This is a genomic window from Agromyces selenitireducens (genome assembly GCF_052748465.2).
Map to the genome: position 1 here is coordinate 480,785 of NZ_CM188259.1, position 25,805 is coordinate 506,589.

Consider the following 25,805-nt stretch of genomic DNA (forward strand, 5'->3'; position numbering starts at 1 on the left):
GGCATCCGCCCGGCCGCCGTCGTGCTCACCGCCGGTTCGTTATGCGGAACACTTCCGAGCCGACAGGTGCGTGGAGTTGACCGCTCGGCGGAGTTCGGTGATCGCTGCATCGTGCGAGTTGCCGATGAGACGGAGGTTGCCGCGAATGATGCGTTCGATCGCCGCTACGACGTTCCTCGCGTGGGCCGGTATCGCACGGCGACCGCCCCCGACCGGAACTCATGGCGATCCACGAGCTCAAGCTGAATGCGCTCGCGCAGACCGGCGAGCAACGTCGGCCCGTGTCCGGCAAGGACCGGCTGCACAACGAACTCGTACTCGTCGATGAGTCCCAGATCTGCCAACGCCAGGGGGAGCGTCACGCCACCGACCCACAGGCCCTCGCCTGGCTCCTGCTTGAGCCGCTGTACCGCTTGCCCCAATCCGCCGTGCACCAGCTCGGCATTCCAGTCGACCCCGTCCAGCGTGCTCGAGACGACGTACTTCTTCGCCCTGTCGATCGCCTCGGCGAACGGGATCTCCCACTCATCCATCCAGTCAGGCCACGTGCCCGTGGCCGGCTTCCGCCACGCCGACTCCATCATTTCGTAGGTCACCCGGCCGAACAGCAACGCATCGGCTCGCTCCATCTCCGCGGTCCAGTAGCGCATCGACTCCTCGTCCGGAGGGAGCCCTGCCTCGTGATGGCAGCAGCCGTCGAGTGTCACATTGATCGAGTATCGAAGTGGTCTCATCTCTGCTCTCCTCTGACCTCGCCCATCGTGCGTTCGCAGGACTGCCCTCCGCAAGCACGGTGGAAGAGTATCCGGCCGGATCATTCCACTGCGATCGACGACCTCGCGCGGCGTTCCCTCGAGGCCGGGCACGGTCGATGCGCCGGCGCGAGCCGCGGCATCCGCTCGCTCAGGCGCCGACGAGCAGGTGCGGGTGCTGCGCCTCGACCACGTTGGGGTGCGCGCGCAGGCGGCTCTTCAGCCAGTTCTCGCCGAAGACGGCGTGGAGCGGGTTCGCCGGGTCCTCGGTCACGCCCCGCGCCTCGGCGGCGAGCGCCGGGGGCAGATCGATGGTCGGGATGGTGGCATCCAGCGACGGACCGTGGAAGTAGGGGATCGAGATGCGCTCGGTGCCCGGCGCGGGGGAGACCACGCGGTGCAGGGTCGCCTTGAGGTAGCCGCCCGTGGCGATCTCGAGCAGCTCGCCGATGTTGACGACGAACGCGCCCGCGGGCGGGGTGACGTCGATCCACTCGCCGTCCTTCTCGACCTGCAGGCCCGCCTTGCCCTCCTCGACCGAGAGCAGCGTGAGCACGCCGAGGTCCTTGTGCGCACCGACGCCCTGCGCGGGCTGCTCGGCCTCGACGCCGGGGTACCGGGCGATCTTCATGTAGGGCGACGGCGTCGCGAAGGCCGCGTCGAACGTGTCGGCCGGCGCGCCGAGCGCCTCGGCCCACGCCCGCAGCAGTCGCGCGCTGACTTCGTCGAGGCGGGCGATCCACTCCTCGGCGACCTCGCGCAGCTCGGGCAGCGCCTCGGGCCACAGGTTGGGGCCCTGCAGGATCCAGTAGTCGGGGGTGTCGGGACCGGCGGGCACGGCGGGCCGCTCGGCGCCGATGTCGATCTGCTCGCGGATGTCGACGCGGCCGAGCGTGCGCTCGCCGCCCATGCGCGTGTAGCCGCGGAAGTGCGGGCTGTTGACGTTCTCGATCGCGAGCTTGTGCGACTCGGGCAGCGCGAAGAACGCGCGGGCGACCTCGTAGGCGCGGTCGATGAGCTCGCCGGGCACGCCGTGGCCGACGAGCGAGAAGAAGCCGACCTCGTGCGTCGCGCGGCGCAGGTCGTCGCGGAACTGCGCCTGCTGCTCGGGCGAGCCGTTGAGGAGGGAGAGGTCGATGACGGGGATGCCGGACATGTGCTGGTCCTTTCGAGGTGCCGGGGTGGGTGCGCCGACGGCGGTGCGGCCCCGGCATCCTTCGACGTCGGCTCGTGGCATCCGTTTCGAGTGACGTGCCTCGAAGAGCGGATGCCGCGGAGCTGACGCGGACGCGTCGGATGCGGCGTGAGCACGGGGGCTGCGGTCGGCGGCGCGGAGGAATCGCGCCCTGGGATCGTCTGGGAGACGATCGCCTAGCGGCGACAGCAGCGACAGGTGAAGGTGCTCACGATGACGCACACGGTAGCACGCGTCGGCGGAATCCGCGCAACCGCCGGCTCGGGATGCCGGCGTCAGTGCCGCGGCGCACGCTCCGCCCGGTCCCGGATGCCGCGCAGCATGCGCTCCGACATGAGGAAGCTGATGAACTCGACGGGCTCGACCATGGCGGCCGCCCACGGCGTGAGGTAGGCGTAGCGTTCGCGCACCACGAGCCGGGTCCCGCCGCCGGTTTCGTCGACCAGCGCGAACGCCCAGGTGAAGTCGTACGGCGCACCTTGAGCCCGTCCGTCCGGACCGACGCCACCCCGGAGGACGAGGTGGTCGCCCTCCTCGAAGGCCGCGACGTCGAGTGCCACCGGCGGAGCGAGGTTCACCGCCTCGCCCACGCCCCGGATCCGCAGTTCCGGCATCAGCCGGTCGGCGCTGTGGATGTCGATGCCGACCAGGTTCTCCATCCAGTCGTAGCTGTAGAAGCCCGCCCGGTTCTGGCCGATCTGCGCGATCCACGGCCAGACCTCCGCGCGCGGGGCATCGATCGAAATGGCGCGGGTCGCCTGCAGGTCGGCGATCGGGAGGATGTCGTCTCCCGGGAGCGACCTCGTCGCCTCGTCGCCCCTGGTGCCCCAGCGCAACGACACCGGCGCACCGCTCCGAGCGTCGCGGCGGCTGCCGCGACGACGCCGAGGGCGATGCCGATCGAACCTGCCCGGCTCATGGGACCAGTATCCTCCTCCGGCGCGACGCGCTCAGGCGGGCAGGACGAGCGAGACCGCGATCGCGAGCATCACGACCGCGATGACGCCGTCGAGGATGCGCCACGCCCGCGGGCTCGCGAGCACTCGGCCGAGGAGCCGCGCGCCGTACGCGAGCGAGAAGAACCACGCGACGCTCGCGAGCATCGCGCCCGTCGCGAAGATCCAGCGCTGGTCGCCGTAGGTCGCGCCGACGGAGCCGAGCAGGATGACCGTGTCGAGGTACACGTGCGGGTTCAACCAGGTGAGGGCGAGGCAGGTGAACACGACGCCGAGGAGTGCCGGTCGAGGAACTCCTCGGCCCGCAGGCATCGGCACGGGAGTCCCGACACGCGCCTCCGGCACTCCTCGACCCGCAGGCATCGGCACGGGAGTCTCGAGACGCGCCTCCGTCGCCCCTCGGTCCGCCGAGGCACCGTCCTCATCGACCACGAGTCCCGTCTCCGTGCCGCGCCACGCACGCCGCGCCGCGAGCACCGCGTACCCGACGAGGAACGCGGCGCCCGCCCAGCGCGCGACGCCGACGAGCCACGGCGCCGCCTGCAGCGCCGCGCCCATGCCCCCCACGCCGGCCGCGATCAGCACCGCATCCGACACCGCGCAGATCGTCGCGACCACGAACACGTGCTGGCGCCGGATGCCCTGGCGCAGCACGAACACGTTCTGCGCGCCGATCGCGACGATCAGCGAGAGGCCGAGCCCGAGGCCGGCCGCAAGCACGGTGAGGTCCATGTCGACGAGGCTAGGCAGCGATTCCCATGAAATCCAGCTCAGGATTCTTCAGAGGCATTAGCATCGCTTCATGCAGATCCCCCTCGACCTTGCTCGCACGCTCGCCGCGGTCGTGGATGCCGGCACGCTCGAGGCCGCCGCCGCCGACCTCAGCATCACGCCGTCCGCCGTCTCGCAGCGGGTGAAGCAGCTCGAGCAGCGGCTCGGGCGCGTGCTCGTCGTGCGGTCGAAGCCCGTCCGCACCACCGAGGCGGGCGCCGCCGTGGTGCGGCTCGCCCGCCAGCTCGCCCTGCTCGAGCACGACGCGCTCGCCGCGTTCGGCGCCGGCGACGCGGCATCCGCTCGGCCCACGAACGTGCCGCTCGCGGTCAACGCCGACTCGCTCGGCACGTGGTTCCTGCCCGCGCTCGCGCGCATCGCCGAGCAGCATCCCGTGGTCTTCGACCTGCACCGCGACGACCAGGACTTCACCGCCGACCTGCTCGAGTCGGGCACCGTCATGGGCGCCGTGACGTCGCGGGCGGCCCCGGTCGCCGGGTGCCTCGTGCGCCCGCTGGGAGTCATGCGGTACACCGCCGTCGCGACGCCCGGCTGGCTCGCGCGGTGGTGCCCGGGCGGGGCGGATGCCGCGGCGCTCGCCGAGGCGCCCCGGGTCGACTTCGACCGCCGCGACGACCTGCAGGCCGAATACCTCCGGCTCATCGGCACGGATGCCGCGGAGCCGCCGCGCCACTACGTCCCCGCGTCGAACGACTTCGCGACCGCGGTCAAGCTCGGGCTCGGATGGGGGCTGCTGCCCGGCTTCCAGTCCGACGACGAACTCGCCGACGGCCGGCTCGTCGCGCTCGGCGGACCGCCCGTCGACGTGCCGCTGTACTGGCAGCAGTGGAATCTGGGATCGCCGCTGCTCGACGCGATCGCCGAGGGCATCACGCGCGAGGCGCGCACGGCGCTGCGCTGACCACCGGTGGCGACTGCCTCGAGACGCCGCTTCGCGGCTCCTCGACCCGCAGGTGCGTCAGAGGTTCTGGCCGATGTCCCACAGCCGGTCGGGGCGGCCGTCGATCGCCTCGGACACCGCGAGCGCCTGGTCGTCGGACAGCGAGGCGACGTAGTCGATCACGCCGCGACCCACGCCCAGGCGGTGCACCTCCGACGCATCCGGGACCGGCACGTCGGCCGGTCGCGTCTCGCCCAGCCGTGCGTACCCGTCGGTGGCGATCTCGACGAGTTCCCGCAGGCGCTGCGGCACGCGGTCGCGGTCGTCCTCGTCGTGGATCCACGCGGTGAGTCCGTTGACCGCCCGCGTGAGCACGCGGCTGAGCCCGCGCTGGTACATCACGATGTCGGACCGGTCCAGGATGAAGTGCCGGTGCACGAACTTCAGGATCTCGACCTCGTGCCACGCCCGCACGTCGAGCGTGACGAGCCCCGCCCGCACGACGCCCGCGGGCGCCGGCACCACCGAGGACTGCAGGTGGTCGATCCACCGGTTCGTGAACGACGACAGGGCCCGCTCCGACGCGATCGAGCCGTCGAAGGGACTCGCGAGCAGGCCGTCGACGAGATCGTCGGCGACGACGCCCACCGCGTCGCGGAACGCGTCGTCGGCGGCGATCCACGGATCGCTCGCGTGGAGCTTGCGTCGCAGCGCCTCGAGCGCGCTCCCGGGCGGCGCAGAGCGACGCGCGAGCCCGTCGGCGTCGAGTCCGCGCAGCTCGGCGCCGGACTCGATCCAGCCGCGGAACTCGCGTGCGACGGCGCCCTGGCTCAGCAGGCCGGCCCGGTAGAAGTCGTCGACATCGTGGATGGAGTACGCGATGTCGTCGGCGATGTCCATGATCGAGCACTCGAGCGACTGCGCCAGCGGCGGATGGCCGGCGCGCGCCTCCTCGAAGTCGGCGGCGTCGATGCCGTACGCCGAGAACTTCAGCACCTCGACTCCGTCGGGGGTGCGCCGGAGTCCACGCGGGAGCGGCCCGTCGCCCAGGGCGGCGACATCCAGGTACCGGGTCCACGGGTACTTCGCCACCGCCGAGCGCACCGCCGCCGTGAGGTTGAGCCCGAGCGGGGCGACCTCGCTGACGTCGAGCGTCGCGATGATGCGGTAGCTCTGGGCGTTGCCCTCGAAGCCGTCGGAGAGCCCGAGTCGCTCGCGCGCCAGGCGATCCAGCACCCGCTCGCCGAGGTGCCCGAACGGCGGATGGCCGAGGTCGTGCGCGCTCGCCGCGGCCTGCACGACGACGGCGTCGCAGCCGTACTCGTGCGCGAGCGCGCGGGCGGGCGACGCGGCATCCGTCAGCTTGATCGCGATCGCGCGCGCGACCGCGGTGACCTTGATCGAGTGCGTCAGCCGATTGTGGATGAGCGGACCCGCACCCGGCTGCGCGATCACCTGCGTCACCGCGGACAGGCGCGAGAAGTACGGCGAGAACCGGATCCGCTCGAGGTCGAGGCGGAACTGCGAGTGCTCGCCGACCACGTCGGCGCTGCTGCGCGGCTCGTGGACGTGGCGCGCCGCGCGATCGGTCATCGGCACGCCCTCGCTCAGCCGAACAGGCGCTGCAGCCGCTGCACGCCCTCGAGCAGCGCCTCGTCGCCCAGCGCGTAGCTGAAGCGCAGGAACCCGCTCGGGCCGAACGCCTCGCCGGGCACCGCCGCGACCTCCGCCTTCTCGAGCATCAGGTCGGCGAGCTCGAGCGACGTGGTCGGCGTGGCCCCGTCCCAGTCGCGGCCCAGCAGGCCCGTGACATCCGGATACACGTAGAACGCGCCCCGCGGCACCGGCACCGACATCCCGTCGATCTTCGACAGCTCCGCCACGATCAGCCGGCGACGACGGTCGAACGCGCGCCGCATCTCCTCGACGGGCTCCTGCGGTCCGGTGAGCGCGGCGATCGCCGCGCGCTGCGAGATGTTCGACACGTTCGACGTGAGGTGCGACTGCAGGTTCGCGGCGCCCTTGATGACGTCGACCGGGCCCACCATCCAGCCCACGCGCCATCCGGTCATGGCGTACGTCTTCGCGACGCCGTTGACGAGGATGGTGCGGTCGGCGAGCCCCGGCACGGCCTCGACGATCGACACCGCGCGCGGCGGGGTGCCGCCCTCGTCGTCGGCGTAGGTGAGGTTCTGGTAGATCTCGTCGGAGACCACCCAGATGCCGTGCTCGAGCGCCCATTCGCCGATCTCGCGCACCTGCTCCGCCGAGTGCACCGCGCCCGTCGGGTTCGACGGCGACACGAACAGCAGCACCTTCGTGCGATCGGTGCGGGCCGCCTCGAGCTGGTCGACCGTGACGAGGTAGCCCTGGTCGCTGCCCGCGAACACGTCGACCTGGCGGCCGCCCGCGAGCTTGATCGCCTCGGGGTAGGTGGTCCAGTACGGCGTGGGCACGAGCACCTCGTCGCCTTCGTCGAGCAGCACCTGGAAGGCCTGGTAGACGGCCTGCTTGCCGCCGTTGGTGACGACCACCTGGTTCGCTCCGACCTCGAGTCCCGAATCGCGGAGCGTCTTCGCGGCGACCGCCTCGCGGAGGTCGGGAAGACCGGCGGCGGGCGTGTAGCGGTGGTTGCGCGGGTCGCGCACGGCCTCGAGCGCCGCCTCGACGATGTGCGCGGGCGTGGCGAAGTCGGGCTCGCCGGCGGCGTACGAGATCACCGGGCGGCCCTCGGCCTGCAGGGCTTTCGCCTTCGCATCGACCTTGAGGGTCGCGGACTCGGCGATGGCGGCGATGCGGGCTGAGAGACGGCGCTGTTCGTTCACGCGACCAGCCTAGGCCGCGGCGCCCCGCGCGCAGAAGGGCGCCGCGGCAGTGCCCCCAGCCGCGGCGCCGGCGCCCGCCCCCACGGGCGCGCCCTCTGCTCAGTCGCGCACGGCCAACTCCCTGCCGTGCACGGTGAGCGCGTAGATGACGAAGATGTTCAGCGCGATGACGATGAGCGACCACCACGGCTGCGCCGGGAGGACGAACAGGTGGCCGATCGCGCTGATCGACGCGAGGATGACCGCCACCACGCGTGCCCAGGTCTGCCCCGCGAACAGGGCGATCGCGGTGAGGATCAGCAGCGCACCGATGAGCAGGTGCCACCAGCCCCATCCCGCGACGTCGAAGAGGAACAGCGTCCCCTCGGTGACCACGAAGTACGTGCTGGCCGGCTGCAGGATCGCGATGAGGCCGTAGATGGCGTCGATCGCGCCGGCGATCAGCAGGATGGTTCCGGCGAACCAGCCCCAGCCGACCCATCCGGTGACCTGGGTTCCTGCGGCGTCCGTGCGAGTGGTGCTCATCTGGTCGTGCTCCCTTCCCCACGGTGTCCGTGGTCCCGTCGACCCGGCATCTCCGTACGCGCGACACGCTAGTCCGGTGACGGATGCCGCGGCCGGGACGTTCGTCCCACGGCGGCCGGGCCGCGTCCCGGCGCGGTTTGGTGCCGCTCCCGGCGTCGCATACACTTGGTGAGGTTGTTGAAGTCAGCCAAGATCTTCTGCGCCTTCTTCCGGGTCGATCCCGGGGGGCGGGCGCCGGGTCGGCGGCTTCGACGCACGTGATCCGGATCCGGATCGCATAGGGCGGTGGCTCAATTGGTAGAGCAGCGGTCTCCAAAACCGCAGGTTGCAGGTTCGAGTCCTGTCCGCCCTGCAAGCCGGCCGGCGTCGGCCGGCCCATGAAAGGTGTACGAGTGGCCCGGAAAGTGATCGACGAACCCAGCGAGGAGATCGTCGCCGACGCCAAGCGCGAGCGCGCGGCACGGCGCAACCCCTTCGCCCGGATCGCCCTGTTCATCCGGCAGGTCATCGGCGAGCTGAAGAAGGTCGTCACCCCGACGCGCAAGGAACTGTTCACCTTCACCGGCGTGGTGCTGGTGTTCGTGGTGATCATGATGGCGATCGTCTGGGGGATGGACCAGGTGTTCAGCTGGCTGGTGATTTTCGTCTTCGGACAGCCGGGGGTCTGATCGGGCCGTCGGCCCGATACCCCGCAGTCGCCGGAAGGGCGGCACGGCAGAAGAGAAGGATTGGAACACAGTGTCGAGGAACGAGCGCGAAGACGTCGACTGGGCCACGGCCGCTGAGCAGTCGTCGGAGGTCGAGGAGACCCAGGAGGGCGCGACCCAGGAGCACGACGAGGACGCGGTGGAGCCGGCCGAGCACCGTGCCGTGCACGTCGTGGACGACGAGGGCAATTCGGTCGACCTCGACGCGGTGCTCGACTCGCTCGCCGAGGCGACCGACCCCGAGGCCGACGCCGTCGTCGACGACGCCCTCGACATCGACTCCGCCGACGAGGCCGAGGCCGCGTTCGAGGCCGTGACGGAAGAGGACGAGGAGCACGACCCGTACGAGGCGTTCCGCAACGAGCTGCGCTTCCTGCCGGGCAAGTGGTACGTCGTGCACTCCTACGCGGGCTTCGAGCGCCGCGTGAAGGCGAACATCGAGCAGCGTCGCGAGACGATGGCGATGGCCGACTACATCCACCAGGTCGAAGTGCCGATGGAGGATGTCGTCGAGATCAAGAACGGCCAGCGCAAGATGGTCACGCGCGTCCGCGTGCCCGGCTACGTGCTCGTCCGCATGGACCTCAACGAGGAGAGCTGGTCGGTCATCCGCCACACTCCGGGGGTGACCGGCTTCGTGGGCAACGCCCACAACCCGACCCCCCTCCGCTTCGAGGAGGCCTTCAACATGCTGAAGAGCCTCGTCGAGCTGAAGGACGTCGCGCCCGCGAAGGGTGCGAAGGGCGCAGCCTCGGGCGGCGCCGCGCGCCAGATCCCCGCCGAGGTCGACTTCGAGGTCGGCGAGACCATCACGATCAAGGACGGCTCGTTCGCGGGCCTGCCCGGCACGATCAACGAGATCAAGCCCGAGAGCGGCAAGCTCACGGTGCTCGTCTCGCTGTTCGAGCGTGAGACCCCCGTCGAGCTCAGCTTCGACCAGGTCACCAAGCTGTAGCGCGCCGCGACTCCGGCGGTCGAGTCGGCGCGCCAGCGCCGTATCGAGACCCTCATCACGCGGTCTCGATACGCTTCGCCACCCGACCACCAGAGTTCCGTTATCATTGACAGGTTGTGCGCTCGCGCACGGCTCCCCAGATCACCGCAACCCGGAACCGCCGGGACCTGCGGGAGAGTGCCCCGGCCGAGTCGGTCGGGCGTTCGAACAGGAAGAGAGAAATCATGGCACCGAAGAAGAAGGTCACGGGTCTGATCAAGCTTCAGATCAAGGCCGGCGCCGCCAACCCCGCACCGCCGATCGGTCCGGCGCTGGGTCAGCACGGCGTCAACATCATGGAGTTCTGCAAGGCGTACAACGCCGCGACCGAGTCGCAGCGCGGCAACGTCATCCCCGTCGAGATCACCGTCTACGAGGACCGCTCCTTCACCTTCATCCTCAAGACCCCGCCCGCCGCCGAGCTCATCAAGAAGGCCGCCGGCGTGCCCAAGGGCTCGGGCGTCCCGCACACCACCAAGGTGGGCAAGATCACGCCCGACCAGGTCCGCGAGATCGCCGAGGCGAAGATGGTCGACCTCAACGCCAACGACATCGACGCCGCGTCGAAGATCATCGCCGGCACCGCCCGCTCGATGGGCATCACGGTCGAATAAGGCCGGTGGTCCCGGTGATCGAGTAGCGCGGAGCGCCGACCGAGATCCGAGACCAGCGGATGCCGCGGCATCCGTCACCACAGAACTCTCATTCCGTGGCAGCGCCCGCCAGGCGCGATGACCACACTCTCGCAAGGAGAACCAACATGGCACAGAAGTCCAAGGCCTACCGGGCCGCGGCCGAGAAGATCGAGGCCGGCAAGTACTACACCCCGACCGACGCCGTCGCCCTCGCGAAGGAGACCGGCTCGGCGAAGTTCGACTCGACCGTCGAGGTCGCGCTGAAGCTCGGCGTCGACCCCCGCAAGGCCGACCAGATGGTGCGCGGCACCGTCATCCTCCCGCACGGCACCGGCAAGACCGCCCGCGTCATCGTCTTCGCGACCGGCCCCGCGGCCGAGGCCGCGATCGCCGCGGGCGCCGACGAGGTCGGCGGCGCCGAGCTCATCGAGAAGGTCGCCGGCGGCTACACCGCGTTCGACGCGGCCGTCGCCACCCCCGAGCTCATGGGCCAGGTCGGCCGCCTCGGCAAGGTGCTCGGCCCCCGCGGTCTCATGCCGAACCCCAAGACCGGCACCGTGACCCCGAACCCGGCCAAGGCCGTCGAAGACATCAAGGGCGGCAAGATCGAGTTCCGCGTCGACAAGCACGCCAACGTGCACTTCGTCGTCGGCAAGGCCTCGTTCTCGCAGGAGCAACTGAACGAGAACATCACGACCGCCCTCGAGGAGATCGTGCGCCTCAAGCCGTCGAGCGCCAAGGGCCGCTACATCCAGAAGGGCGCCGTGTCGACCACGTTCGGCCCCGGCATCCCGCTGGACGTCAACGCCATCTGAGTCGCCTGACTCGTCACGAAGGGCCCGCCGTCTCGGCGGGCCCTTCGTCGTACCGCGGCGGCGTGGCAGGCGGGGTCGTGTGCGCAGTCGTCCGGCGGTTGCGTGGGACAGCACGTCGGGTCTAGCGTTCGGACCGGGGCGGGTGAGGTCCACCGGGCGATCGCGTCCGCCGGGTGGAGCGACATGAACTCGCCGGACGCATCCGACGCCGGCCGCCGTGCGGCCGCCGAACTCCGCTGGGCCGATGCCTTCGAGTCGCTCGCGCGCGTCGATGCGACCGTCGGGCTGCCGCCGCACGATCTCGAGACGCTGTCGACCGCGGCGCTGCTGCGAGGCGAGCCGACCGCGGCGGTCGACGCGAGATCTCGTGCGTTCGACGCGTATCTCTCCGAGGGCGACGCGTCCGGCGCCTGGCGGTGCGCCGGCTGGATCGCGTTGAACAGCATCGAGCTCGGCGACTTCTCGCAGTCGCTCGCCTGGGCGGCCAAGGGCATGCGCGTCGCGGACATGGCGGGGGCCTCGATGTCGGAAGCCGGGGTCGTGCGACTCGCGCCCGCACTCGCCCAGCTGGTCAGCGGGGACCCGGCGAGCGCGGTGCCGAAGCTCCGCGAGGCGCTCGACCTCGCGGACCGGATCGGCAACCACGACCTCGGCGCAGCGGCAGCGCTCGCCCTCGGCAAATGCGTGATCCAGGTCGACGGACCGGCGGCGGCGTTCCCCGCATACGACCGGGCGATGGCGTCCGTCGCCGCCGGGACGGTCGCCCCGGACTTCGCCGGAGTGATCGCCTCCGCCGTGATCGGGGACGCCTTCATGGCCTTCGACCTCGATCGGGCCGTGACGTGGATCGGGACGTTCGAGCGCTGGTGCGGCGCGCAGCCCCAGCTCCTCACCTTCACGGGTGAACTCCACGCACACCGGTCGGCGCTCCTCCAGCTCCGTGGCGACTGGGCGCAGGCCTCCGCCGCCGCTGAGCTCGCCATGGCCCGGCACCGCGCCGGCGACTTCCGCGCGGTGTACGGCGCTCCGTACCAGTTCGCCGAGCTCGCACGACTTCGGGGCGCGTTCCACTCGGCCGAGGAATCGTACCGTCGCGCCGGCGCGTCGGGCTGGGCGCCGCAGCCCGGACGCGCCCTCCTGCATGTGGCGATGGGTCGGATCGCCGAGGCGCAGGTCGAGATCCGCCGTGACAGTGCGTCGGCCGACCCGTTCATCCGTCGGTTCCTGCTTCCCTCGGTCGTCGAGGTCGAGGCGGCCGCGGGGGATGCCGCGGCGGCGCGGCGTGCGGCCGAGGAGTTCCGGGCCGGGGCTGCGAGCGCGGGCGCGATGGACACGACCATGGATGCTGCGGTCGCAGCGACCGCCGACGCGCGTGCCCACCTCGCCGGCGGTGCGCTGGACGACGCGCTGGCGGCGGGGCGCGCGGCGATCGAGGCGTGGACGGGCATCGGTGCGCCGTACGAGCGGGCGCGGGCGCGCGTCGTCGTCGGTCGAACCCTCGTCGCGCTCGGCGATGCCCCGGCCGCGGACGAGGAGTTCGCTGCCGCGCGCGCGGCGTTCCTCGCCCTGGACGCCGAACCGGACCTGGCCGCCCTCGCCGAGCTGGCGGACCCGGGGCGTGGAGGCGTGCTCACCGCCCGGGAGGTCGAGGTGCTGCGGCTCGTCTCGACCGGACTCACGAATCGCGGGATCGCGGAGCGGCTGACGCTCAGCGAGAAGACCGTGGCGCGTCACCTGAGCAACATCTTCGGCAAGCTCGGGTTGGCCTCGAGGGCCGCTGCGACGGCGTACGCCTACGAGCACGGGCTCGTCTGACGCGGTCGACGCCCGGTGGGATCCGGTCGGCTCGCGTCGGCTCGGATGTTCGTCGTCCGTGCGTCGTTCGACCCATGCCGGATGGCGGGAATGGGTGATCCGGCCGACGCGTGAAGCGTGTCCTGATCCGTAGCGTGATCGCCGAGGGGTCGCCTCCGAGACGGCCCGGGACGGAGCGGATCATGGATGCCGCGAGCCTGCCGCGTCGCGTAGCGGACGTGGCGGAATACGGGACCGAGGAGCACGAGACCGTCGTGGTGGGCGGCGGCCAAGCAGGCCTCACGATCGGATACGAGCTGGTCCGGCGCGGACGGGACGTGGTGATCCTGGACGCCCACGAACGCGTCGGCGACGCGTGGCGGCGGCGATGGGACTCGCTGCGGCTGAACACGCCCGCCAAGTACGACGGCCTGCCGGGCATCGCGTTCGGCCCGGACGGGCTCGCGTTCCCCACGAAGGACGAGTTCGCCGACTACCTCGAGCGCTACGCCTCTGCGAACGCGCTCCCCGTGGTGACCGATGCGCGTGCGGTCGACCTTGAGCACGCGGACGGACGCTACGTGGTGAGCACGGCCGACGGCCGACGGTTCGCGTCGGCGAACGTCGTCCTTGCGACCGGGCCGCAGCAGGTGCCGCGCGTGCCGGCGTTCGCCGATCGGCTCGCGCCCGGCATCGTCGGCCTGCACTCCGACGAGTATCGCAACCCTCGTCAGCTCGCGGACGGCCCGGTGCTCGTCGTCGGGTTCGGGAATTCCGCCTCGGAGATCGCGCTCGACGTATCGAGGACGCACGAGACCTGGATCTCGGGCCACCCGAGCGGACAGATCCCGCTGCGCCATGGTCGCGCGGCCGCGCGCTTCGCCTTCCCTCTGGTCCGGTTCTTCGGCCTGTACGTGGCCACGGCCGATCAGGCGCTCGGGCGGATGATGCTCGAGCGGAGTCGAGGGCGTGCCGAACCGCTCGTCCGGGTCCGACGGCAGGAGCTGGCGGCCGCCGGCGTGCGCATGGTTCCGCGAACCACTGGCGTCGAGCGTGGCCGGCCGGTCGTCGACGGTGAGCGCCTCGACGTCGCGAACGTCATCTGGTGCACCGGGTACGACGAGGACTTCGGCTGGGTGCACCTGCCTGCGTTCGACGGCGGGAATCGACCCGTGCACCGTCACGGAGCCGTCACGGGTGCCCCGGGTGTCTACCTGCTGGGACAGCACCTGCTGCACGCGGCGGGCTCGGGGACGCTCGTGGGGGTCGGTCGCGACGCACGATGGATCGCGCAGCGGATCGCGACGACCCCGGGGCCCGTGCCCACCGCGGACCGTGGATCGGTGCCGCTCCGGGCGGGCGTGCGGTCAGCGCGGTGAGGACCGCATCCACCCGTCGGCGATCGCCCGGTGCGGCCTTGCCGCTGCCGGGCGGGCGCGGTACCGTTCGCAGGAGGGCCCGGACGGCGTCCGATCGGTCGGCCGCCGGGCCGCAGCGCGATGGCCGCTTCGACGAGTCTCGAGCAGGCGCGCACCGCATACGCGGAGCGCCGGTGGAGCGACGCCCTCGACGCCTTCGAACGCGCCTTCGACGGTCCCGGGTCGCTGTCCGGCGACGACCTCGACCGGTTCGCGACGGTCGCCGGTCTCGTCGGCCTCGACGACCGCGCGATCGAACTGTGCACGCTCGCGCACGAGGCCCATCTCGCGGTCGAGCGGCCCGATCGGGCGGCGCGCAGCGCGACCTGGATCAGCCTGCTGTCGATCACCTCTGGCAACCCGGCGCAGGGCATGGGCTGGCTCGCGCGAGCCAAACGGCTCGTCGAGGGGCTCGACGAGCCGGGGGCCGTCGCCGGGTTCGCGCTCATTCCCGAGGGCCTCGCCGCGCTCTACGCCGGCGATCCTCATCGGGCGCTCGAGCTCTTCGGGCGTGCGGCCGAGATCGGTGATCGCGCCGGCGACCCCGACGTCGCGGCGTTCGGGCTGCTGGGCAGCGGCCAGGCCACCATCATGGCCGGCGACTCGCCGAGCGGGGTTCGGCTCCTCGACGAGGTGATGGTCTCGGTCACGGCGGGCGAGGTCGGCCCGGTGCCGTCCGGGATCGTCTACTGCGCGGTGATCGGCTACTGCCACCTCGCGTTCGAGTTGCGACGCGCGATCGAGTGGACGCGCGCGCTCGACCGATGGTGCCGCGACCAACCATCCCTCGTGGCGTTCAGCGGACAGTGCCATGCGCACCGCGCTGAGCTGTTCCGCCTGCACGGAGCCTGGTCGGACGCGATGTCGACGGCGAAGCTCGCCGAGGAGCGGCTGCTCGCGGGCGACTTCGGGGCCGCGTTCGGCGCCCACTACCAGCAGGCGGAGGTGCTGCGACTGAGGGGTGAGTTCGCCGAGGCGGAGGCGCAGTACCTGCTGGCGGCCGAATCAGGTTGGGACCCGGAGCCGGGGCTGGCGCTGCTGCGGCTGGACGAGGGCCGCGCTGCACTCGCTCAGAGCCTCATCCGGCGGAGTGCCGAGGGCGCCGACCCCGCCACCCGGTGCCACATGCTTCCCGCGCTCGTGAGCATCGAGGTCGCCGCCGGCGACCTGGCGGCGGCGACGAGCGCCGCGGACGAGCTGGCCGCGATGGAACGCGCGAGCGGCTCGGTCATGCTCCGGGCGATCGCGGCGTTCGCCGACGGGGAGGTCCGGCTGGCCGGCGGCGACCCGGCCGGCGCGTTCGCGCGCCTGCGCACCGCGCGCGAGGCGTGGGTCGAGACGGGCGCGCCGTACGAGGTCGCACGATGCCGGGTCCTGATGGCGAGGGCCTGGCGCGAACTGGGCGAGGACGAGGCCGCGGAGCTCGAGGAAGGCCTGGCTGAGGCGGCGTTCGCCGAACTCGGCGCCGCCGTGGCGCTGGCGGCGCTCTCGCGCGAGCGCGGTGCCGGTCGCCATGGCGACGGATCGCTGACCGGTCGCGAGGTCGAGGTGCTACGGCTGGTCGCACGCGGGATCACGAACCGGGAGATCGCGGCGGAGCTCCACCTCAGCGAGAAGACGGTCGCCCGGCACCTCAGCAACATCTTCACCAAGATCGACGTCTCGAGCCGTGCCGCGGCGACGGCGTACGCGTTCGAACGCGGGCTCGTCTGACGCCGGGTGCGCGGCCGGATGGGTAGAACGACCCATGCGTGCGCCGCGCGAGGTTGCGTGCTTCTCCCGAGGCGGGCCGGCACCGCCATCCGTAGCGTCGACGACATGGATGTTCCGGTGTTCGCAGGGATGATCGCAGCCGTCGTGTTCGCGATCGCGAACCTGCCGATGGTGGTGAAGGCACTCCGCACGCACGACGTGGGGTCCTACAGCCTCGGAAGCATCGCGATGATCAATGCCGCCAACGTGGTCTACTCGCTGTACGTGTTCAGCCTGCCGATCGGACCCATCTGGCTGCTGCATTCCTTCTACCTGATCGCGTCCGCGATCATGCTCGTGCTCTGCCTGCGACAGGTGCGAACCCGTCACGGCGCCCTGACGTCGGGCACGGCGGAACCCCGCAGGCCGGCGGAGCCGATCCACGACGTCCGCGCACGGCCGAATGCCCGGGTCTCGACGCAGCGCCCGACGCATCGGAGTCGCCGTGCGGCGGCATCCGTCAGCTGACGACGCGGAAGCCCCGCTCGCCCGTGGGATCGGCATCGGCCGTGCTGAGCGAGGAGACCTCGGCACCCGGCGGACCCTCGTCGAGCCAGGAGAGCATCGCGTCGACCGCCGCCGGTTCACCCTCGATCTCCGCCTCGACGGCGCCGTCGGAGCGGTTCCTGATCCAGCCCGAGACGCCCAGTCGCTGCGCCTCGACGCGCGCGCTGAACCGGAATCCGACGGCCTGCACGCGGCCGTGCACGATGACGCGCTGTCGGATCATGCGACCCCCTCGCTCCGAGGGTAGACCTCGGCCCGACCGAGCGCACGGATGCCGCGGGCGCGCCCTCGCGCGTAGCATGACCGCCATGGGCGAGGTCGGCGAGTACGTGGACGGATTGGATGAACCGGCGCGATCGACGATCCGCGGGATCTACGGGATCGCCCGCGAGACGGTGCCCGATGCGGTCGAGGGCGTCGGCTACGGCATGCCCGCCCTGCGCTACCGGGACAAGCCGCTGCTGTCGGTCATGCAGGCGAAGGCGCACCTCGGACTGTACCCGTTCAGCCCCGCGGTGATCGAGTCGGTCGCCGACCGGCTCGCAGGGTTCGACACGGCCAAGGGCACGATCCGGTTCACGGCGGAGCATCCGCTGCCCGACGACGTCGTGGCCGACCTCGTCCGGGCGAGGCGCGCCGAGATCGACGCCGGGGCGGGCGGGCGCCGGTGAGCGGCGACGAGCGATCGCGCCTGCTCGGCGCGGCCGTCGACGACGCGCTCGCGGACGCGCTCGGCGAGGTCGCGGCATCCGTTCGCGGCGGCCGGGTCGCCGACTACATCCCCGAACTGGCCGACGCGGACCCCGACGGGTTCGGGGTGTCCATCGCGAGCGTGCTCGGGCGCGTGTACGGCGCGGGCGACGTCGCCGCGGAGTTCACGATCCAGTCGGCGTCGAAGCCGTTCGTCTACGCGTTCGCGTCCGACGAACTCGGCGGTGAGGCGGTCCACCGGCGTGTCGGTGTCGAGCCCAGTGGCGAGCCGTTCAATGCGATCAGCCTCGATGCGCAGGGCCGCCCGGAGAACCCGTTCATCAACGCCGGCGCGATCGTGACCACGTCGCTCGTGCCCGCGGCCGACGCCGACGAGCGGTTCGCGCGCATCCGCGATGCGCTGTCGCGCTTCGCCGGGCGCGAGCTCGACCTCGACGACGAGGTGTACCGGTCGGAAGCGGTCACCGGCCATCGCAACCGCGCGCTGGCAGGCCTCGCGCTCGCGGTGGGCTCGCTCGCGACCGCCGATGTCGACTCGGCCACCGATCCGTACTTCCGACAGTGCTCGCTCGTCGTGACCACCGAGGACCTCGCGCTCATGGGCGCGACGCTCGCGAACGGCGGCGTGCACCCCCTCACGCGGGACCGCGTCGTGAGCGAGCGCGCGGCGCGCGACACGCTCTCGGTGATGGCGACCTGCGGGATGTACGACCGGTCGGGCGCATGGGCGTTCCGGGTGGGGATGCCCGCGAAATCGGGGGTCGGCGGCGGCATCGTCGCGGTGCGTCCCGGCGAGTTCGGCGTCGGGGTGTACAGCCCGCCGCTCGACGAGGCCGGCAACAGCCTGCGCGGCGTGGCGATGCTGGAGGCGCTCTCCGACCGGTTCGGACTGCACATGTTCGACCACACCCGGGTGCCGACGTCGCCCGTCGGCGAGGCGTCGGTCGACCGGGAGACCCGGACGGTCACGCTCGCGCTGCGCGGTGAGCTCGACTTCCTCGCCGCCGAGCAGGCCGTGCACGACGCGGGCCGCCTGGTCCTGCACGTCGACGCCCGCGCGCTGCGTCTCGACTTCACGGACGTCACGCTGATCACCGCGGTCGCCGAGCAACTGCTGCGCACGACGGCCGCGGCCGCCGAGGAGGCCGGGCTCGACGTGGAGTTCCCGGGTGCGCCCCAGGGCTTCGATCGCGGCATCGGCTGAGACGACGACTCGCCCCGCAGCGGATGCCACGGGGCGCGTCGTGCGGGATGAGACGCGGTTTCGCCGCTCCTCGACCCGCAGGTGCGTCAGCCGATGCGGATGAGCTTCTTGTTCACGAACTCGTCGGCGCCGAACCGGCCGAGCTCACGGCCCGAACCGGAGCGCTTCACGCCGCCGAAGGGGAGCTCCGCGCCATCCGCCAGCACGACGTTGACGAAGACCATGCCGGCCTCGATCTGGTCGGCGACGCGCATCGCCTGCTCCTGGTCGGTCGTGTAGACGTACGAGCCGAGGCCGAACGGGATGTCGTTCGCGAGGCGGACCGCGTCCGCCTCGTCCTTCGCGCGGTACACCTGCGCGACCGGGCCGAAGAACTCCTCCTTCGACGCCGGGTTGTCGCTCGAGACCTCCGTCAGCACCGTCGTCTGGAAGAAGGCGCCGTCGCGGCCGCCGCCGTGCACGAGCTTCGCGCCGTGCGCGACCGCCTGCTCGACCTGCTTCGCGAGACCCTCGGCGGCGCGCAGCGACGACAGCGGGCCGAGCGCCGAGTCGGACGAGGTCGGGTCGGTCGCCTCGACCTCGGCGATCTTCGCGGTGAACTTCTCGAGGAACGGCTCGTAGAGCTCGTCGATCACGATGAAGCGCTTGGCGGCGTTGCACGACTGGCCGTTGTTGTCGAGCCGCGCGTCGACGGCGTTCTGCACGGCCGCGTCGAGGTCGTCGGTCGACAGCAGGACGAAGGGGTCGGAGCCGCCGAGCTCGAGCACGACCTTCTTGAGGTGCTTGCCGGCCTGCTCGGCCACCGCCGCACCCGCGCGCTCCGAGCCGGTGAGCGACACGCCCTGCACGCGGGGGTCGGCGACGACCTTCGCGATCTGGTCGTGCGAGGCGTAGATGTTCACGTACACGCCCTCGGGGGCGCCCGCGTCGCGGAAGATCCGCTCGATCGCGGCGGCCGATTCGGGGCACTGCTCCGCGTGCTTCAGCAGGATGGTGTTGCCGATGATCACGTTGGGACCCGCGAAGCGCGCGACCTGGTAGTACGGGAAGTTCCACGGCATCACGCCGAGCAACGGACCGAGCGACGAGCGGCGCACGATCGCCGAGCCCTCGCCGCCCATCAGCTCGATGGGCTCGTCCTTCAGGAACTCCGCCGCGTTGTCGGCGTAGTAGGTGTAGATGTCGCCGGCGAAGTCGGCCTCGGCCAGTGCCTGCTCGATGGGCTTGCCCATCTCGCGCACGATGATCTCCGCGAGCTCCTGGCGGCGCTCCGCGTGCAGTTCGCCGACGCGGCGGATCAGGGCGGCGCGCTCCTCGAGCGTGGTCGACTTCGACCACGTGCGGTGCGCCTCGTCGGCGGCGGCGATCGCGGCCTCCAGCTCGGCGTCGGTGATGGTCGGGTACGTCTTGACCGTCTCTCCGGTGGCCGGGTTGACGACGGCGTAGTTCGTCATGGGACTCCTCTGGGTGATGGTGCACGGGACTCGCCAACCGGTCGGCGACGACGGTGCACGCCACTGTCCAGCCTAAGCCGACATCCGCGGAGCGCGATCGACGCGGTGTCCGATCCTCGCGCGGCGTTGGACACCCTGTACAGGTGAAGGCCTCCGGAGCGGTGGGTATCGTGGCGTCCGGACCCGCATGCGCGGGCCCCGATCGCCGAGGAGGGCGGATGGCGCACACGGAGCGGGACGCGGGCGGCGTCCTCCGCGGCATCCGCGTGGCCGACTTCTCGCGCGTGCTCGCCGGGCCCTACGCGACCATGCTGCTCGCCGACTTCGGCGCCGACGTGATCAAGGTCGAGCCGCCGGCGGGCGACGACACGCGCCAGTGGCATCCGCCGGTCGGCCCCGACGGGCAGGCCACCTACTTCGGCAGCGTCAACCGCAACAAGCGCTCGGTGGCGCTCGACCTGACGGATGACGCGGGGCTGGCCGAGGCGCGACGGCTCGCCGCGACCGCCGACGTGGTCGTCGAGAACTTCCGCCCGGGCGTCATGGGCCGGTTCGGACTCGCGTACGACGACGTGCGCGCCGCGAACCCCGGGGTCGTGTACTGCTCGATCACGGGCTTCGGCGCGGGTGACGGCGCCGCGATCGCGGGGTACGACCTGCTCGTGCAGGCCGTCGGCGGTCTCATGAGCATCACGGGTGCGGCCGACGGCGACCCGACGAAGGCGGGCGTCGCCCTCGTCGACGTGCTCACCGGGCAGAACGCGGTCGCCGGCATCCTCCTCGCGCTGCGGCGGCGGGATGCCACGGGCGAGGGTTCGCTCGTCGAGGTCAACCTGCTGCAGAGCCTGCTCTCCGCACTCACGAACCAGGCCGGATCGACGCTCGCGACCGGCCGCGCGCCCGGGCGGCTCGGCAACGCGCACCCGAGCATCGCGCCGTACGCGGTGTTCCGGGCCGCCGACCGCGAGCTCGTCGTCGCCGTCGGCAACGACCGGCAGTTCCGTACGCTCGCACGCCTGCTCGGCGCTCCGGCGCTCGCCGACGACGCGCGGTTCGCGACGAACGCCGACCGCGTGGGGGACCGCGCTGCGCTGCACGAGGAGCTCGAGCGGGCGCTCGCCGCGGCATCCGCTGCCCACTGGGTCGAGGTGCTGACGGATGCCGGCGTGCCGGCCGGACTCGTCAACGACGTCGCCGAGGCGCTCCACTTCGCCGAGCGGCTGGGGCTCGAGGCGGTCGTGGAGATCCCGATCGACGAGGGTGTCGAGACGCGTGCTGCGCGCGCTCCTCGACCCGCACACCGGTCGGTGGCGAACCCGATCGGCATCGCGACAGCCCCCGCCCGCTACGTCTCGTCGCCGCCGCGACTCGACGCGGACCGCGGTGCCGACTGGCACCCCGCTCCGCTGGTCGAGTAGCGCGCAGCCCGCGTTTCGAGACCCGCACTCCGCACCGGAAGGAACCGACCGATGACCGACACCGCCAGCGCCGCGACCGCGCCGCGCATCGACGCCGTCTTCGACCTCGACGCGCTGCTCACCGACGACGAGCTCGAGTGGCGCGACCGCGCCCGCCGCTTCGCGCAGGAGCGCATCGCGCCCGTCATCGAGCAGGACTTCGAGGACAAGCGCTTCCGCCGCGAGCTCGTGCGCGAGGCGGGCGAGCTCGGGTTCCTCGGCATGCACCTGACGGGGTACGGATGCGCCGGGGCCGGCGCCGTGGCGTACGGTCTCGTGTGCCTCGAGCTCGAGTCCGCCGACTCGGGGTGGCGCACGTTCGTGTCGGTGCAGGGGTCGCTCGCGATGAGCGCGATCCACAAGTACGGCTCCGAGGCCCAGAAGGAGCGGTGGCTTCCCGGCATGGCGGCCGGCGAGCTCATCGGATGCTTCGCGCTCACCGAGCCGCAGGGCGGCAGCGACCCGGCCGCGATGACCACCGTCGCGCGCCGCGACGGCGACGAGTGGGTGCTCGACGGTGCCAAGCGCTGGATCGGCCTCGCCTCACTCGCCGACGTCGCCGTCGTGTGGGCGAAGGTGGCGGATGACACCGGCGACGACGCGGGCATGGTGCGCGGATTCCTCGTGCCGACCTCGACGGCCGGGTTCACGGCGACGCCCATCGACGGCAAGCTCTCGATGCGCGCCTCGGTGCAGTGCGACGTGACGCTCGACGGCGTACGGCTGCCGGCCGACGCCATGCTGCCCGGCGCGCGCGGGCTTTCGGGTCCGTTCGGGTGCCTCAACGAGGCGCGCTACGGCATCGTGTGGGGCGCGATGGGTGCCGCGCGGTCGTGCCTCGAGGCGGCGCTCGCGCGATCCGTCTCACGCGAGGTCTTCGGGAAGCCGATCGGCGCGAACCAGCTCATCCAGGCCAAGCTCGCCGACATGCTCGTCGAGGTCGAGAAGGGGGTGCTGCTCGCGCTGCACCTGGGCCGGCTGAAGGAGCGCGGCGCGCTCACGCCCGCGCAGATCTCGGTCGGCAAGCTCAACTCGGTACGCGAGGCGCTGAAGGTCGCGCACGAGGCGCGCGCCATCCTCGGCGGCGACGGCATCACCTCGGAGTTCCCGGTGATGCGGCACGCCGCGAACCTCGAGTCGGTGCGTACGTACGAGGGCACCGACGAGGTGCACCAGCTCGTGATCGGGCGGGCGCTCACGGGGCTCAGCGCATTCTGAGCGCCCTCGAGGTCGAGGGCGCCGCCGACGCCAGGCGCGAGGTCGGCATCGACGGCTGAGGCCGGCACCCTCGCAGGATGCCGGCCCCGGGCCATTCGGTCGCGCGCGTCAGTTCACGCCGGGGATGACGATCCACCCCTGCGACAGCACGATCCACAGCACGATCAGCACGAGCGCGATCACGGTCAGCGCGATGCCGCCCCGCCGCGTGCTGCCGCGCATGAAGAGCTGCACCGCCACGACGATCGCGAGGATGATGCCGAGGATCAGCGACCCGAACGGGATGCCGGGGAAGAACAGCGAGAGCAGGAACAGCACCGCCGCGATGATCTCGATGATGGCGACCACGTTGGAGCCGCGCCCGCGAGCGCGCATGATGCCGTCGACCAGCGCGAGGATGCCGCCGGCGAAGGCGATGACGAGCAGCCAGGACAGGGTGAGCATGGGGGGTCTCCGTTCGGTGTGGGGGCACCACGACGAGGGAACCGGTCCCTCGACGGCCGCAAGCCTAGCCACGGCGCCCGGCGAAGCGCGGCCGGTTGCGCGTGGGGCCGCCGGCCGTGTATGCCCGCGCGCGCCGGACGCGAGGGCGGTGGAAGCGGGCGCGAGCGGGCGGGGCGCCCAGCGTCCGACCCCGCCGGGCGCGTAACGTGAGGGCATGCCAGCGACCGTCACCGGCTCCGCCGCAGGGGTGACGACCGCGAGGCGCGCACTCGGGGCGTTCCGCCTCGGCATCGCGGTGCTCGAGATCGTCGCGCTCATCGGCAACTACCAGTACGTGCTGCGGTTCCCGCTGTTCGCATCCGTGAACTTCTTCAGCTACTTCACCATCCAGTCGGCCTTGCTCGCCGTCGCGACCCTCCTCATCGCCGCCTGGTTCGCGTGGTTCCGGCCGAAGGACCCGATCTGGCTCGGCGCGTTCCGCACCATGGTCACCGTGTACCTGCTCGTCTCCGGGATCGTGTTCGCGCTCATCGCCCTGCAGGCCTCGGGCCGGGACTACCGGCTCGAGGTGCCGTGGTCGGACACGCTCCTGCACTTCGTCGTGCCGGTGCTCGCGCTGATCGCGTGGACCATCGACGCGGCCCTCGCCGTGAATCCGCCCGTGCCGTGGTCGACCATCGGCTACGTGCTCATCCTGCCCTCGGCGTGGCTGGCCTACACGCTGCTGCGCGGGGCCGATATCGGCTGGTACCCCTACTTCTTCCTCGACGGGTCGCAGGTGGGCGGGTTCGGGGGCGTGCTCGCCTATTGCGCGATCGTGCTCCTCATCTTCGTGGCCATCACCTCGGTCCTCGTCGCCGTGCACCGTCGGCTCGAGCGGCGCGGGGTCCGCCGCCGGGTGCATCGCAGGCGGCTCGACGTCGAGGAAGGGGACGCCGTCGAACGTGCCGGCGCAGCCACTGCGCCGGCCTCACCCGGTGAGTGGCTGGTCGGCGCGGACCGCCGCTAGCCCACCGCGAACGGCGCGAGCGCCTCCAGGATGATCGCGAGGGCCTCGTCGTCGTCTTCGACCGCGGCGACGCGGCGGGCGTGCTCGGCGGCGAGCATGCCCACGAGCACGGGCGACCGAGGATCCTCGCCGAGCTCGAGCCAGGCCGCGACGGTCGGGGTCGCGCCGGCGAGGGTGAGCACGTTCGGCGAGTACGTGCGCGGGAGCGGGACGCCCGCGGCATCCGTCGCGCCTCGCCAGAACGGCGTGTCGAACCGGAGCCACACGAGGTCGACCGCGCCCATGCCGAGCAGCGAGATCGCGCGTTGGTGCCGCAGCGGCAGGGGCGGGTCGAACGCGATCGTGTCGGTCCGGAGCACGCCGACCGAGGCGGTGACGATCGCACGCTGCACGCGCACCGACTCGCCCGAGTCGAGGCGCAGGCCCACGCCCTCCCCGTCGACCGCGACGTCGGTGACGACGCTCCCGCCCGCGATGTCGACGCCGTCGGTGAGCAGGTCGACGAGGCCGGTCCAGCCGCTCGTCACGAGTCCGGTCGGGCGCCAGACCCGCTGCGGGTCGAAGCGCTGGGCCGAGAGGCGCGACGGCGTCGCGCCGGTCGCCGGCTCGACGCCGGTCGCGAGCGCGTGGCGGAGCCAGTCGGTCGGCGTCAGGCCGAGGGCATCCGGCTCGGGCGGCAACGGCACCACGCCCGAGTCGAGGAGCGCGGTCGTCAGCGACACGTCCGACGGCTGCGCAAGCGCCCACGCCTGGGCCGCGGCGATCGCCTCGCCGCCGGTCGCCGGCGGTTCGCCGAGGCTCACGCCGTCGGGGGTGCGCGCCTCGAGCAGCGGCGTGAACTGCCGCGTCGCCACCGCGGCCTCGCGCAGCACCGAACGCATCGAGGCCCGGTCGGACACGAACGGGCTGCCGAGCTCCACGGGACCGCTGAAGTCGTCGTCGTCGACCGAACGCAGGCGGCCGCCGAGCCGGTCGGACGCCTCGATCACGACCACGTCGAAGCCGAGGTCGACGAGCGTGCGGGCCGCGGCGAGCCCCGCGATGCCAGCGCCGACGATCGCGACGCGGTCGCCCTCGTCGGCGAGGTCGGCGATCGCGCGCCCCGCACGGAGGCCCTCGTTGTAGGCGCCGTGCACGGTGCCGGGGGCGGTCGTCGAGGTCGCCTCGCCTGCGAGCACCAGCCGGCGTTCGACCGGTTCGCCGAGTGCGGTCCGCAGCTCGGCGGACGCGCCGACGCCGTCGAAGCTGTAGGCACCGCGTACGAATGGGTCGGCGCTCCAGCGCGAGCGGTGGAACGCGACCGGCTGCGGGACGACGCCCGGGCCCGGGGCCGGTGCCGGCGTGCGGGTCGCCGTCGGCGCCGGCGAGGCGGTCGGCGCCGGACCGCCGTCCGTGCAGGCGGCCAGGGTGAGCGCGGCACCCGAGAGCGCGGCCGCGAGGAACGCACGCCGCGGCATCCCATCGGCGGGCCCCCGAGCGTCCATGTGCCTCAGGCTAGCCGCTCGGGCCGCTCGCGCCGCGTGCGCTGCAGGGGCGGCGCCCGGCCGGGGCAGCCTCCGCCGGTCCGCAACCGCAGGATGAGCCGGGCGACACGGCCCAGGCGAGCCGTATGACGCGTCTCATCCTGCGGTTGCGGGCCGAGATCGCCGGTGTTCACCGCGGAGACCGACTGATTCACGGCGGAGACGACTGATTCACCGCGGAGACGCACGAGAATCCGCGCTGGGAGGGGCGCTCGGCGGCCATCCCGCGGAAGTGCTT

Annotated in this window: 25 protein-coding genes and 1 tRNA gene; 15 read left to right on the forward strand and 11 right to left on the reverse strand. The window is 72.0% G+C overall.

What is annotated here, in order from left to right:
* Positions 1 to 164 precede the first annotated feature (164 nt).
* From ACULK4_RS02280 to ACULK4_RS02295, 4 genes are all read right to left on the reverse strand, one after another.
* Positions 165 to 734 carry a dihydrofolate reductase family protein gene (locus ACULK4_RS02280; RefSeq protein ID WP_445964840.1) on the reverse strand — a complete coding sequence of 190 codons (570 nt, stop codon included), beginning with the start codon at positions 732 to 734 and terminating at the stop codon, positions 165 to 167.
* A gap of 169 nt (positions 735 to 903) precedes the next feature.
* On the reverse strand, positions 904 to 1,908 hold the full coding sequence (locus ACULK4_RS02285) for an isopenicillin N synthase family dioxygenase (RefSeq protein WP_445964841.1): 1,005 nt from the start codon (positions 1,906 to 1,908) through the stop codon (positions 904 to 906).
* Between the two features lie 314 nt (positions 1,909 to 2,222).
* Positions 2,223 to 2,789, reverse strand: a complete 567-nt coding sequence (locus ACULK4_RS02290) for an SRPBCC family protein (RefSeq protein ID WP_445964842.1) — start codon at positions 2,787 to 2,789, stop codon at positions 2,223 to 2,225.
* A gap of 108 nt (positions 2,790 to 2,897) precedes the next feature.
* A complete protein-coding gene (locus ACULK4_RS02295; protein ID WP_445964843.1) occupies positions 2,898 to 3,635 on the reverse strand; it encodes a LysE/ArgO family amino acid transporter in 738 nt (245 codons plus the stop codon).
* Between the two features lie 70 nt (positions 3,636 to 3,705).
* Here ACULK4_RS02295 and ACULK4_RS02300 point away from each other — a divergent pair, with 70 nt between their 5' ends.
* Positions 3,706 to 4,596 carry a LysR family transcriptional regulator ArgP gene (locus tag ACULK4_RS02300; RefSeq protein WP_445964844.1) on the forward strand — a complete coding sequence of 297 codons (891 nt, stop codon included), beginning with the start codon at positions 3,706 to 3,708 and terminating at the stop codon, positions 4,594 to 4,596.
* 57 nt (positions 4,597 to 4,653) lie between these two features.
* Here ACULK4_RS02300 and ACULK4_RS02305 read toward each other — a convergent pair whose 3' ends face one another.
* The 3 genes from ACULK4_RS02305 to ACULK4_RS02315 all read right to left on the reverse strand — a co-directional run bounded on the left by ACULK4_RS02305 (position 4,654) and on the right by ACULK4_RS02315 (position 7,925).
* Positions 4,654 to 6,168, reverse strand: a complete 1,515-nt coding sequence (locus ACULK4_RS02305) for a deoxyguanosinetriphosphate triphosphohydrolase family protein (protein ID WP_445964845.1) — start codon at positions 6,166 to 6,168, stop codon at positions 4,654 to 4,656.
* A 14-nt stretch (positions 6,169 to 6,182) separates the two neighbouring features.
* Positions 6,183 to 7,400 (reverse strand): pyridoxal phosphate-dependent aminotransferase, encoded by a 1,218-nt coding sequence (locus tag ACULK4_RS02310; protein WP_445964846.1) that lies wholly within the window; start codon positions 7,398 to 7,400, stop codon positions 6,183 to 6,185.
* A 99-nt stretch (positions 7,401 to 7,499) separates the two neighbouring features.
* Positions 7,500 to 7,925, reverse strand: coding sequence for a DUF7144 family membrane protein (locus ACULK4_RS02315; protein WP_445964847.1), 426 nt, complete (start codon positions 7,923 to 7,925; stop codon positions 7,500 to 7,502).
* A 279-nt stretch (positions 7,926 to 8,204) separates the two neighbouring features.
* Between ACULK4_RS02315 and ACULK4_RS02320 the strand changes: the two genes are divergently transcribed.
* The 9 genes from ACULK4_RS02320 to ACULK4_RS02360 all read left to right on the forward strand — a co-directional run bounded on the left by ACULK4_RS02320 (position 8,205) and on the right by ACULK4_RS02360 (position 16,508).
* A tRNA-Trp gene (locus tag ACULK4_RS02320) sits at positions 8,205 to 8,277 on the forward strand.
* A 40-nt stretch (positions 8,278 to 8,317) separates the two neighbouring features.
* Positions 8,318 to 8,593, forward strand: coding sequence for a preprotein translocase subunit SecE (gene secE, locus ACULK4_RS02325; protein WP_445964848.1), 276 nt, complete (start codon positions 8,318 to 8,320; stop codon positions 8,591 to 8,593).
* A 70-nt stretch (positions 8,594 to 8,663) separates the two neighbouring features.
* Positions 8,664 to 9,587, forward strand: coding sequence for a transcription termination/antitermination protein NusG (gene nusG / locus ACULK4_RS02330; protein WP_445964849.1), 924 nt, complete (start codon positions 8,664 to 8,666; stop codon positions 9,585 to 9,587).
* Between the two features lie 224 nt (positions 9,588 to 9,811).
* Positions 9,812 to 10,240 (forward strand): 50S ribosomal protein L11, encoded by a 429-nt coding sequence (gene rplK / locus ACULK4_RS02335; protein ID WP_445964850.1) that lies wholly within the window; start codon positions 9,812 to 9,814, stop codon positions 10,238 to 10,240.
* 146 nt (positions 10,241 to 10,386) lie between these two features.
* Positions 10,387 to 11,076, forward strand: a complete 690-nt coding sequence (rplA, locus tag ACULK4_RS02340; RefSeq protein ID WP_445964851.1) for a 50S ribosomal protein L1 — start codon at positions 10,387 to 10,389, stop codon at positions 11,074 to 11,076.
* A gap of 183 nt (positions 11,077 to 11,259) precedes the next feature.
* Entirely contained in the window at positions 11,260 to 12,891 is a 1,632-nt protein-coding gene (locus ACULK4_RS02345) for a helix-turn-helix transcriptional regulator (RefSeq protein ID WP_445964852.1), read from the forward strand.
* 110 nt (positions 12,892 to 13,001) lie between these two features.
* Positions 13,002 to 14,249 carry an NAD(P)-binding domain-containing protein gene (locus ACULK4_RS02350; RefSeq protein ID WP_501043352.1) on the forward strand — a complete coding sequence of 416 codons (1,248 nt, stop codon included), beginning with the start codon at positions 13,002 to 13,004 and terminating at the stop codon, positions 14,247 to 14,249.
* Positions 14,250 to 14,369: 120 nt separating this feature from the next.
* Positions 14,370 to 16,001 (forward strand): helix-turn-helix transcriptional regulator, encoded by a 1,632-nt coding sequence (locus ACULK4_RS02355; protein WP_445964854.1) that lies wholly within the window; start codon positions 14,370 to 14,372, stop codon positions 15,999 to 16,001.
* 105 nt (positions 16,002 to 16,106) lie between these two features.
* Positions 16,107 to 16,508, forward strand: a complete 402-nt coding sequence (locus tag ACULK4_RS02360) for a hypothetical protein (protein WP_445964855.1) — start codon at positions 16,107 to 16,109, stop codon at positions 16,506 to 16,508.
* On the opposite strand, the gene ACULK4_RS02365 is transcribed toward ACULK4_RS02360, so the two are convergent.
* Positions 16,501 to 16,770, reverse strand: a complete 270-nt coding sequence (locus tag ACULK4_RS02365; RefSeq protein ID WP_445964856.1) for an acylphosphatase — start codon at positions 16,768 to 16,770, stop codon at positions 16,501 to 16,503. The two genes, ACULK4_RS02360 and ACULK4_RS02365, sit on opposite strands and share 8 nt — an antisense overlap.
* A gap of 85 nt (positions 16,771 to 16,855) precedes the next feature.
* On the opposite strand from ACULK4_RS02365, the gene ACULK4_RS02370 reads away from it, so the two are divergent.
* Together ACULK4_RS02370 and glsA are read left to right on the forward strand one after the other, a co-directional pair.
* Positions 16,856 to 17,218, forward strand: a complete 363-nt coding sequence (locus ACULK4_RS02370) for an iron chaperone (protein WP_445964857.1) — start codon at positions 16,856 to 16,858, stop codon at positions 17,216 to 17,218.
* Complete coding sequence (gene glsA, locus ACULK4_RS02375) at positions 17,215 to 18,462, forward strand: glutaminase A (protein ID WP_445964858.1); 1,248 nt, start codon at positions 17,215 to 17,217, stop codon at positions 18,460 to 18,462. The genes ACULK4_RS02370 and glsA overlap by 4 nt, the downstream gene beginning before the upstream one ends.
* An 86-nt stretch (positions 18,463 to 18,548) precedes the next feature.
* Here glsA and ACULK4_RS02380 read toward each other — a convergent pair whose 3' ends face one another.
* Positions 18,549 to 19,916, reverse strand: a complete 1,368-nt coding sequence (locus ACULK4_RS02380) for an NAD-dependent succinate-semialdehyde dehydrogenase (protein WP_445964859.1) — start codon at positions 19,914 to 19,916, stop codon at positions 18,549 to 18,551.
* 218 nt (positions 19,917 to 20,134) lie between these two features.
* Between ACULK4_RS02380 and ACULK4_RS02385 the strand changes: the two genes are divergently transcribed.
* Both ACULK4_RS02385 and ACULK4_RS02390 read left to right on the forward strand, forming a co-directional pair.
* A complete protein-coding gene (locus ACULK4_RS02385; protein ID WP_445964860.1) occupies positions 20,135 to 21,334 on the forward strand; it encodes a CaiB/BaiF CoA transferase family protein in 1,200 nt (399 codons plus the stop codon).
* Positions 21,335 to 21,385: 51 nt separating this feature from the next.
* The gene (locus ACULK4_RS02390) at positions 21,386 to 22,591 is read left to right on the forward strand and encodes an acyl-CoA dehydrogenase family protein (protein ID WP_445964861.1); all 1,206 of its coding nucleotides are present in this window, start codon (positions 21,386 to 21,388) and stop codon (positions 22,589 to 22,591) included.
* A gap of 108 nt (positions 22,592 to 22,699) precedes the next feature.
* On the opposite strand, the gene ACULK4_RS02395 is transcribed toward ACULK4_RS02390, so the two are convergent.
* Positions 22,700 to 23,035 carry a hypothetical protein gene (locus ACULK4_RS02395; protein WP_445964862.1) on the reverse strand — a complete coding sequence of 112 codons (336 nt, stop codon included), beginning with the start codon at positions 23,033 to 23,035 and terminating at the stop codon, positions 22,700 to 22,702.
* Between the two features lie 214 nt (positions 23,036 to 23,249).
* Between ACULK4_RS02395 and ACULK4_RS02400 the strand changes: the two genes are divergently transcribed.
* The gene (locus tag ACULK4_RS02400) at positions 23,250 to 24,044 is read left to right on the forward strand and encodes a Pr6Pr family membrane protein (protein ID WP_445964863.1); all 795 of its coding nucleotides are present in this window, start codon (positions 23,250 to 23,252) and stop codon (positions 24,042 to 24,044) included.
* Here ACULK4_RS02400 and ACULK4_RS02405 read toward each other — a convergent pair.
* A complete protein-coding gene (locus tag ACULK4_RS02405) occupies positions 24,041 to 25,528 on the reverse strand; it encodes a flavin monoamine oxidase family protein (RefSeq protein WP_445964864.1) in 1,488 nt (495 codons plus the stop codon). The genes ACULK4_RS02400 and ACULK4_RS02405 overlap by 4 nt on opposite strands.
* Positions 25,529 to 25,805: the final 277 nt, after the last annotated feature.